The 8,503-nt window shown below is 65.0% G+C and carries 8 protein-coding genes and 1 pseudogene; 3 read left to right on the forward strand and 6 right to left on the reverse strand.

Going from position 1 to position 8,503, the window contains the following annotated elements; translation table 11 throughout:
- Positions 1–65: 65 nt before the first annotated feature.
- Complete coding sequence (gene asd / locus AC630_RS40185) at positions 66–929, reverse strand: archaetidylserine decarboxylase (protein ID WP_074123870.1); 864 nt, start codon at positions 927–929, stop codon at positions 66–68.
- Between the two features lie 35 nt (positions 930–964).
- On the opposite strand from asd, the gene AC630_RS40190 reads away from it, so the two are divergent.
- Positions 965–2,629, forward strand: a complete 1,665-nt coding sequence (locus AC630_RS40190) for an aminotransferase class III-fold pyridoxal phosphate-dependent enzyme (protein WP_074123871.1) — start codon at positions 965–967, stop codon at positions 2,627–2,629.
- A gap of 318 nt (positions 2,630–2,947) precedes the next feature.
- On the opposite strand, the gene AC630_RS40195 is transcribed toward AC630_RS40190, so the two are convergent.
- The 3 genes from AC630_RS40195 to AC630_RS40205 form a co-directional block, all read right to left on the reverse strand.
- Positions 2,948–3,607 carry a hypothetical protein gene (locus tag AC630_RS40195; protein ID WP_074123872.1) on the reverse strand — a complete coding sequence of 220 codons (660 nt, stop codon included), beginning with the start codon at positions 3,605–3,607 and terminating at the stop codon, positions 2,948–2,950.
- A 125-nt stretch (positions 3,608–3,732) separates the two neighbouring features.
- A complete protein-coding gene (locus AC630_RS40200; RefSeq protein WP_074123873.1) occupies positions 3,733–4,422 on the reverse strand; it encodes a class I SAM-dependent methyltransferase in 690 nt (229 codons plus the stop codon).
- A 33-nt stretch (positions 4,423–4,455) separates the two neighbouring features.
- Positions 4,456–5,508 (reverse strand): glycosyltransferase family 4 protein, encoded by a 1,053-nt coding sequence (locus tag AC630_RS40205; RefSeq protein ID WP_074123874.1) that lies wholly within the window; start codon positions 5,506–5,508, stop codon positions 4,456–4,458.
- A 272-nt stretch (positions 5,509–5,780) separates the two neighbouring features.
- On the opposite strand from AC630_RS40205, the gene AC630_RS40210 reads away from it, so the two are divergent.
- The gene (locus AC630_RS40210; RefSeq protein WP_074123875.1) at positions 5,781–6,497 is read left to right on the forward strand and encodes a L,D-transpeptidase; all 717 of its coding nucleotides are present in this window, start codon (positions 5,781–5,783) and stop codon (positions 6,495–6,497) included.
- A gap of 259 nt (positions 6,498–6,756) precedes the next feature.
- Here AC630_RS40210 and AC630_RS40215 read toward each other — a convergent pair whose 3' ends face one another.
- The gene (locus tag AC630_RS40215) at positions 6,757–7,032 is read right to left on the reverse strand and encodes a hypothetical protein (RefSeq protein ID WP_074123876.1); all 276 of its coding nucleotides are present in this window, start codon (positions 7,030–7,032) and stop codon (positions 6,757–6,759) included.
- Complete coding sequence (locus AC630_RS40220) at positions 7,029–7,823, reverse strand: DUF899 domain-containing protein (RefSeq protein ID WP_074123877.1); 795 nt, start codon at positions 7,821–7,823, stop codon at positions 7,029–7,031. Before AC630_RS40220 ends, AC630_RS40215 begins: the two co-directional genes overlap by 4 nt.
- 150 nt (positions 7,824–7,973) lie before the next feature.
- Here AC630_RS40220 and AC630_RS40225 point away from each other — a divergent pair.
- A pseudogene (locus AC630_RS40225) lies at positions 7,974–8,503 on the forward strand (helix-turn-helix domain-containing protein); the annotation flags it as partial.

An 8,503-nucleotide genomic window follows, 5' to 3' on the forward strand; every position in this document is an offset into this window, starting at 1 on the left:
ACCAAATCCGTGTCGTCAAATCGTCCCCGGCGACGATATAGGCGGCGGGCACGGCGGATTGAAGGCTACTTTCTCCTCAACAGCGCTTGACCCGCACGAATGCGCGTCCCTTCGGCGATACCGCCGCAGAAGGTAAAATCGCCGGGCGCCAGGATGATGATGGTCGAGCCGTGCTCGAACCAGCCGAGCTCCTCGCCCTTGGTCACGTTGACATCGCAAGGGAAGTTGACCGGGCCCTTTGTCTGTGCGTTCAGCACCATGTCGAGGAAGTGCAGACGGATGCTCGCAACCAGGATCGCGGCAACCGGCACCAGCGTCACGGCCTCGCCGGTCGACAAATGCGTGCGGATCACCGCGCGCTCGTTCTTGCAGAACAGGCGCTCCACCCGCTTCAGCGCGATCGGATTGACGTTCCAGACGTCGCCATGGATCAGCGTGACGCGCTCGATATGTGCGTCATAGGGCGCGTGGAAGCGGTGATACATGCTCGACGTCAGCCGCAGCGTGACGAAGGAGCCGTTGCGGTGCTGATCGACCAGCGCGGAATCGCCGACGAGGTCGAGCAGCGAATAAGGTGCGCCCTTGACCTGGAACAGCTCGGTGTCGGCGATCCGGCCATGGGCGCCGACAATACCGTCGGACGGGCTGGCGACGACCGCAGGATCGGGATCGAACGGGCGCAGGCCCGGTTTGAGCTCCCGGGTGAAGCAATCGTGCAGGCTCTTGAAATGGTCTTTGCGCGCCTCCGACAGATCGAGGTCGGAGAACAGCTTCCACAGCGCGATCGAGCCGTCCCGCACGAGCGGGTTCTCGATCTTGGAGAACCAGCCCATGAAACGGGTCAGGGCTGCGCGGGGGATGCGGTTGGTCAACAGGAAGTTGAGGTCTTCCTGCTGGGTGAAAGAGGCGATGAGGGCTTTGACTGTCATGAATCTGTCAGCTCGCAAGGTTAGCGCTTGTTGTCATGGAAACGACACTCCCGATTCTCTCATTTTCCGTGGCCGCCGCAGCGTCCGCTGCCGCCGCCTTCCCGAAGCTGAAAGCGCGGATTGAGTTGTCCCGCGCCAAACACCGGTCGCTCTCCGGGCACTCCAAGATGTCGCGCCGGGTGGCGCGGCTGATCCCGTTCTACGAGTTCGGAGACGACGACTACTTTTTCTGCGACGGGGCGCCGGCGAACATCGCGGCGCAACGCAAGGAAGGCTTCTTCCGCCTCGCCAGCCTTTACGCCGAGCGCTACCCCAAGGGCCGCGCGATGACGAAGGAAGCGGCGGAGAAGATTTCCGATCTGCACTTCACCGAGACCTACCGCGTGCCGTTCCAGTTCTCGCGCCTCGTCCGCGAGCACCTGGGCACCTCGACCTTCATGGAGTCCTCGAGCGGCGTCACCGTCAAGGATGTCGACGGCAACACCTCCTACGATCTCACCGGCTCCTACGGAGTCAACATCTTCGGCAACGACTTCTACAAGGAGTGTATCGAGGGATCCGAGAAGCGCGCGCATGCGCTCGGACCGGTGCTCGGCCCGTACCATCCCGTCATTCTCGAGAACGTGACGCGGCTCTGCCAGATCTCCGGCCTCGACGAGGTCTCCTTCCACATGTCCGGCACCGAAGCCGTGATGCAGGCGGTGCGGCTCGCGCGCTACCACACCAAGCGCACGCATCTCGTCCGCTTTGCGGGCGCCTATCACGGCTGGTGGGGCGACGTGCAGCCCGGCGTCGGCAACCCGATCGCCGCGCACGAGACCTACACCCTTGCCGAGATGTCGGAGAAGACGCTGCACGTGCTGCGCACGCGCCGCGACATCGCCTGCGTGCTGGTCAATCCGTTGCAGGGTCTGCATCCGAACGCCAACGCGCCCGGCGATTCCTCGTTGGTCGATTCCTCCCGCGGCGGCAATTTCGACCGCGCGGCCTATACCGAATGGCTGAAGAAGCTGCGCGAGGTCTGCACCGAGCGCGGCATCGTCCTGATCTTCGACGAGGTCTTCGTCGGCTTCCGCCTCGCCGCCGGCGGCGCCCAGGAATATTTCGGCGTACGCGCCGACATGGTGACCTACGGCAAGAGCCTCGCCGGCGGTCTGCCGGTCGGCGTGGTCTGCGGAAAGAAAGAGTTGATGCGCCGCTTCCGCGACGACCGGCCCGCCGACATCTGCTTCGCCCGCGGCACCTTCAACTCGCATCCCTACGTCATGACGGCGATGGACGAGTTCTTGAGCCGTCTCGCCAGCCCGAACTTCCGCGCCGTCTATGACGGGCTGGAGGCGACCTGGAACGGCCGCGTCCAAAAGCTCAACCAGATGATGGAGGGCGCCGGCCTGCCGGTGCGGTTCGCAAACTTCTCGTCGATCTGGACCGTGAAATACACCACGCCGTCCCGCTACAACTGGATGCTGCAATACTATCTGCGTGCCGAGGGCCTGTCGCTGAGCTGGGTCGGCACCGGCCGGCTGATCTTCAGCCTCAACTACACCGACGCCGACTTCACGGAAGTCGCCGAGCGCTTTGTCCGCGCGGCCGAGAAAATGAAGGCCGACGGCTTCTGGTGGCACGACGGCGTGCTCACCAACAAGACCATCAAGCGCCAGATCCTGAAAGAGATGCTGGCCAAGCGCTTCGGGCGTTGAGGCCGGCCCTTCAACTACATTCACCGTCATTCCGGGGCGCGATCTCTCCTCCCCCTCTCCCCGCCTGCGGGGAGAGGGGTTGGGGTGAGGGGGACTCTCCGCGGGCGCGCTGAGGGTTAGCGCACAACCCGCTGGCAACGCCCCCGCGGAGACTCCCCCTCACCCGAATTTGCGCTGCGCGCAAATTCGACCTCTCCCCGCAAGCGGGGCGAGGTGAAGCAGCCACGGCATTTGCTGCCCCCAAGACGTGGATGCCCGGCACAAGGCCGGGCATGACGTAACCAATCGACATCGGAGTGTTGTGTGTGAGCGGCGCGCTCAGGCGTGCTGCTCTTCGAGCGTGGGCTCGCTGATCAGGCCCAGCGTGTGCTCGGGGTTGAGGTGCAGGCCGGGATCCATCAGCTCGCCGCGCATCAGCGCCAGCGGAGCATTGCGATAGAGCATCAAATCGTGGAACGGGTCGGTCAGGATCTTGGTCATCCAGACGAGGCCGGTCTCGACGTCGCGGATGAAGAACAGGTGCACGGTGCGGAACAGAAGACCGCCGGCACCGACCGCGAGCCAGATCTTGGCAACCTGCCGCATGAAGTCGGTCGCGCTTGCCCAGGGCGTGAACAGGCCGAACAGCGTCGGATCGGCGACCAGCACCAGCGGCGACAGCGCCCAGATTGCCATCAGCACCACCTTGCGCTGAAGGTTGTAGCCGACCTTGATCTCTTCCTTGTGCTCGTGCGTGGCCTGGTTGATGTGGTCGTAGCCGTGCGGCTCGAAGAAGAAATGGCCGGCCTGGCGCGAGGTCATCGAGACCAGCCAGCCGACCAGACCCGAGATCACGGGATCGATGAACAGCCAGACATAGGCGAAGAGAAAGCTCAGCGCGCTGACGAAGTGCAGGCTCTGATTGATGCGGCTGTGGTGATAGTAGCGATGGTCGTCCCAGCGCTGAATCCGCAGCTGCTCGAGATAATTCTTGATCATGCTCTCCCCCAAAATGCTTTCGGGTACGGAATTACAGGGATTCGATGTACGCCGTGTGACATCATCATTTTGTCATAAGACAATGTGCAGCAGCGCGATGACGCACGCGACGCGTGAGCTTCGGATCAAGCCGCCTTGGCGACGTCGACCTTGCGGAAACGCACCAGCGAGAAATGCCCGAGCGGCGGAATCAAACGGCGCTCGGCGAGCTCGATGCCATGGGCGCCGGCCAGCCACTTCGCATAACGCGACCAGGCGAACTCCGCGGTGCGGAAGCCGAGCGGACGCACCACCGGCTGCAGCTTCTGCTCGATGAAGCGGCGCATGCCGGTGTCGGCGCTGACGCGGGTGAGGATGATCAGCTCGCCGCCCGGACGCAGCACGCGGGCGAATTCGTCGAGCGCCTTCTCCGGATTGGGCACGGCCGTGACGACGTACTGTGCCATCACGACGTCGAAGGAGTTGTCGGGGAATTCGAGCTTCTCGGCGTCCATCACCGCGAGGCCCTCGACGTTCTTCAGCTTCTGCGCCGTCACACGGCGGCGCGCCTTGTCGAGCATGGCCTCCGAAATATCGGTGCCGAAGATGCGCAGGTTGGGTGCATAGAGCGGCAGCGAGATGCCGGTGCCGACGCCGACCTCGAGCACACGACCGCCGATCTTGTTGGTGGCCGCGATCGCGGCCTGCCGGCCCTTTGCGAACACGCCGCCGAACACGAGATCGTAGACCGGCGCCCAGCGGTCATAGGCCTGCTCGACCGTGCCACGGGTGAGGTCAAGCTGCTGGGTGCCGTCAAGGTTCATGATCTTAGCCATCGATGAGGTTCTCGCTGTGGGTCAAAGGTACGGTCAACCGCGCACCGGTCGCCGCGCCATGACCGGCGAGGCGCGCAAGGCGCGGCTGGGCTGAAGTGAAGTCAGATTTCCGACGAACTGGCGCGCGCTGTTCTCCCAGGAGCGCTCCAGCGCGAAGTTGCGGCAGGTCTCACGCGACATGGTGAGCGCGCGCAGGCAAGCGGTGCGCAGATCGTGGTCGATCGCGCCGATCGGATGATCGGCGATGACATCCTTCGGCCCCGTGATCGGAAAGGCCGCAACCGGCGTGCCGCAGGCGAGCGCTTCGAGCTGCACCACGCCGAACGTGTCGGTCAGGCTCGGAAAGACGAAGACGTCGGCAGCCGCAAGATGCGCGGTGAGATCCGCGCCCTGCTTCTCGCCGAGGAACACGGCGTCCGGATACTTCTTTTCAAGCGCCGCCTTCTGCGGGCCATCGCCGACGACGACCTTGGTGCCGGGCAGATCGAGCGAGAGGAACGCTTCGAGATTCTTCTCCACCGCCACGCGTCCCATCGTCATGAAGATCGGGCGCGGCAGGTCGAGATTTGCCGGAGCGTCGGGGTGGAACAGCTCGGTGTTGACACCGCGCGTCCAGAAGCCGAGCCGCTTGAAGCCGCGCTCGGAGAGTTCCTGCCGCAGCGAGGGCGTCGCCACCATGGTCATCGCGGCGGCATTGTGGAAGTGGCGCAGCACGGCATAGCCGACGCTCGCGGGAATGCCGGTCCGCACCGAAACGTATTCGGGAAAGCGCGTGGTGTAGGAGGTGGTGAAGGCGAGCCGGTTGCGGCGGCAATAGGCGCGCGCGGCCCAGCCGATCGGGCCCTCGGTCGCGATGTGCAGCGCCTCGGGCGCGGCCTTCTCGATCCGCCGCGCGATCTCCTTGGCCGTAGGCAGCGCGATGCGCAGGCCCGGATAGGTCGGCAGCGGCCAGGACGGAAAGCCGTCCGGGTTGAGGAAGTCGATCTCGACATCGAGGGCCTTGGCCGCGTTCGCCAGCGAAGTCAGCGTCCGCACCACACCGTTAACCTGCGGATGCCAGGCGTCGGTCGCGATTAATACCCGCATGGGGAATCCCGAGAGTTTGATGATTCTCGGGTTAGGACCATCAACGAAGGATATTTCAGGCGTGTGACGTCACAGAAGTGTCGGCCCACTGTTTTGTTCGTTAACGGGTGCGCGCGGCCACGAAACTGTCATGAAACAATCCTTTCCGCGACGAAACCGTTTTCGGTTTTCCGCGCAAACGTCCCGAAACTTCTTGCCGTTAGTGGTCCAGTCAACGGAGCACCGAAACGGTGCCGGGTGACCAAGAAACACCGCGCAAACAGGGGCGACCAATGTTCAATCTGGACACGTTCAAGACGTATTCGCGCGCCGTTGCTTTTGGCGCAGTTGCGATTTCCGCAATCGCATTCGCCGGTCCGGCCAAGGCGGCGCCCGTGCAGCTCTTCCCCTTCTTCCAGCCGCTGCCGCCGATGGCCGCGCCGCAGCCGCTGCAGCCTTACCAGCCCTATCAGGCGACGCCCTACCAGGCCGCGCCCTCCGAGGATCAGGACACGGTCGAGATGCCGGCCCGCTTCCGCCGCCAGACCGTCTCTTATGCGACGCGCGAGGCGCCGGGCACCATCATCATCGATACGCCCAACACCTATCTCTATTATGTGCTCGGCAACGGCCAGGCGATGCGCTACGGCATCGGCGTCGGCCGCGACGGCTTCACCTGGTCGGGCACGCAGTCGGTGACCAAGAAGGCCGAGTGGCCGGATTGGACGCCGCCGCCGGAGATGATCGCCCGCCAGCCCTATCTGCCGCGCCACATGGCCGGCGGTCCCGGCAACCCGCTCGGCGCGCGCGCCATGTATCTCGGCGGCACCATCTACCGCATCCACGGCACCAATGCGCCCGAGACCATCGGCAAGCACGTCTCCTCCGGCTGCATCCGCCTGACCAATGAGGACGTCACCGACCTCTATTCCCGCGTCAACGTCGGCACCAAGGTGATCGTGCTGCCGATGACGGAACGCCGCGCGGATCTCGGCGGCGCCACGCGATAAGCGACAGGACATTGTGATGCAAACGGCCCCGGAACTCACCGGGGCCGTTTTAGTTTGGCGACGATCGTTGTGGCCATCCTTCGAGACGCCCGCCTCCGGCGGCTCCTCAGGATGAGGGCTGAGCGCGCGGTGGCGCATTTTTCCTAGCGTACAACTAAACCCAGTTGCCAAGCTTGCGCCAAGTCACGAATGCCCGTTGAGCCTCATCCTGAGGCGCCGCGTCAGCGGCGTCTCGAAGGATGCGGCGGGCGCGATGCGATCAACGCCCCACCGTCCGCCGCCGCTCCGAGATCAGCTTCAGCCACGTGGCCGAATGAAACGCGCTCATCAGCAGATACATCGGCGCCATCCCGCCCAGCAGAGATCCGTGTTCGCCGGAGCAGAGCATGTCCGCCGGACCGCCGATCACGGCCGTCAGCAGGGCCATGATCGCGAAGGTCGGCGCGGCCGCAAGACCGAGCCACCTCGCGAGGTGACGCGCGGCCACGACGCCGTCACGGCTGGCGCCGGCGGCCGCGCTGACAGGACTGGTCACGGCCTTTCGCCCGCGGCTTCCTTGCGGAACGCCTTCTCTCCAGCGTCCGAAATCTCCACCCACTTCTTGTCCGGCGCCGCGCCTTCCGCGTAGCTGTCGTGCCAGTTCCACCATTTGTAGGTCGGTGTCTGCGGATAGCCCTTCGGCGAGTCCTCCCACACCTCCTGCCGGCCGAGCGGCGTGATGTCGAGATAGTTCCAGGTGCCGCCCATCTGCTCGTCACCCCGGCTCTTGACGAAGTAGGTGCGGAACACGCGGTCGCCGTCGTGGTAGAACACGTTCGTCCCGTGCCATTCGTCCACGCCGAAGTCGGCGTCGAAGCTGTCGGTGATGGTCACCCACGGCATGGTCCAGCCCATCCGCTTCTTCAGCCTGATGATGTCGGCCTGCGGCGCGCGCGAGGCGAACACGAGCGTGGTGTCGCGGGCGTTCAGGTGCGAGACATGGGCGACCTGGTCGGCCACCATGGAGCAGCCCCGGCAGGCGTGATCGGGCCAGCCGAACACGCCCGGCTCGAAGAATGCCCGGTAGACGATCAGCTGCCGCCGGCCCTGGAACAGATCGAGCAGACTGACCTTGCCGCCGGGCCCCTCGAACGCATAGGTTTTGTCTACTTCCATCCACGGCATGCGCCGGCGTTCGGCAGCCAGGGCGTCGCGGGCCCGCGTATGCGCCTTTTCCTTCACGAGCAGTTGCTGACGGGCTGCCTCCCAGTCCTGCGGCGATACCACTGGCGGTGTTTGCATGGCGGTCTGTCCGTCGTTTCGTCCGTTTTGGGCTGATGTCGTCATGGCTCTTGAAACCTCTTGCTTGGGCGGGAGTTCCGCGCCTCGCTGTGACAGACGCGAATTCACTCGCGCCTCGCCGCACATCGTCGGCCGTAAGCTATTTGTGGCACCGGACGATCGGCGTGCGGGAGTAACAAGTGTGGCGGGATTTTCATGGAGTCGCTGATCACGGCGGCGGCACGCGCGCTCGAAGCCGGCGATCCGCTCGGCGCCCTGAACCGCGTGGCGTTGCGCAACGATGCGCCGTCTCTCGCGCTGCGCGGCATCGCGATGGCGCAGCTCGGCGATCTCGCGAAGGCAAAGACGCTGCTGCGGAGCGCCGCGCGCGCCTTTGGTCCGCGCGAGGCGGTGGCCCGCGCCAGGTGCGTGGTGGCCGAGGCCGAGATCGCGCTCGTCTCACGCGACCTGAACTGGCCGGCCAAGACGCTTGCGGGCGCGCGGGCGACGCTCGAAAGGCACGGCGATCTCGCCAATGCGGCGCATGCAGGCCATATCGAGGCCCGCCGTCTTCTCCTCGTCGGACGCGTCGACGAGGCCGAGCGCACGCTGGCCGAACTTAACGCCTCCCCGCTCCCGCCTGCATCTCAGGTCGTCCGTGAGCTCGTGGTCGCCGGCATCGCGATCAGGCGGCTCAGAACAAAAGATGCGCGCACGGCGCTCAGCCGCGCGGCGCGCGCAGCGCG

Source organism: Bradyrhizobium sp. AS23.2, from assembly GCF_001908185.1.
Lineage (GTDB): Bacteria > Pseudomonadota > Alphaproteobacteria > Rhizobiales > Xanthobacteraceae > Bradyrhizobium.

Coding starts and splice junctions, on each gene's coding strand:
- asd (WP_074123870.1), bottom strand. CDS start 929: ATGACAGTCAAAGCCCTCATCGCCTCTTTCACCCAGCAGGAAGACCTC.
- AC630_RS40205 (WP_074123874.1), bottom strand. CDS start 5,508: ATGCGGGTATTAATCGCGACCGACGCCTGGCATCCGCAGGTTAACGGT.
- AC630_RS40210 (WP_074123875.1), top strand. CDS start 5,781: ATGTTCAATCTGGACACGTTCAAGACGTATTCGCGCGCCGTTGCTTTT.
- AC630_RS40190 (WP_074123871.1), top strand. CDS start 965: ATGGAAACGACACTCCCGATTCTCTCATTTTCCGTGGCCGCCGCAGCG.
- AC630_RS40220 (WP_074123877.1), bottom strand. CDS start 7,823: ATGACGACATCAGCCCAAAACGGACGAAACGACGGACAGACCGCCATG.
- AC630_RS40200 (WP_074123873.1), bottom strand. CDS start 4,422: ATGGCTAAGATCATGAACCTTGACGGCACCCAGCAGCTTGACCTCACC.
- AC630_RS40195 (WP_074123872.1), bottom strand. CDS start 3,607: ATGATCAAGAATTATCTCGAGCAGCTGCGGATTCAGCGCTGGGACGAC.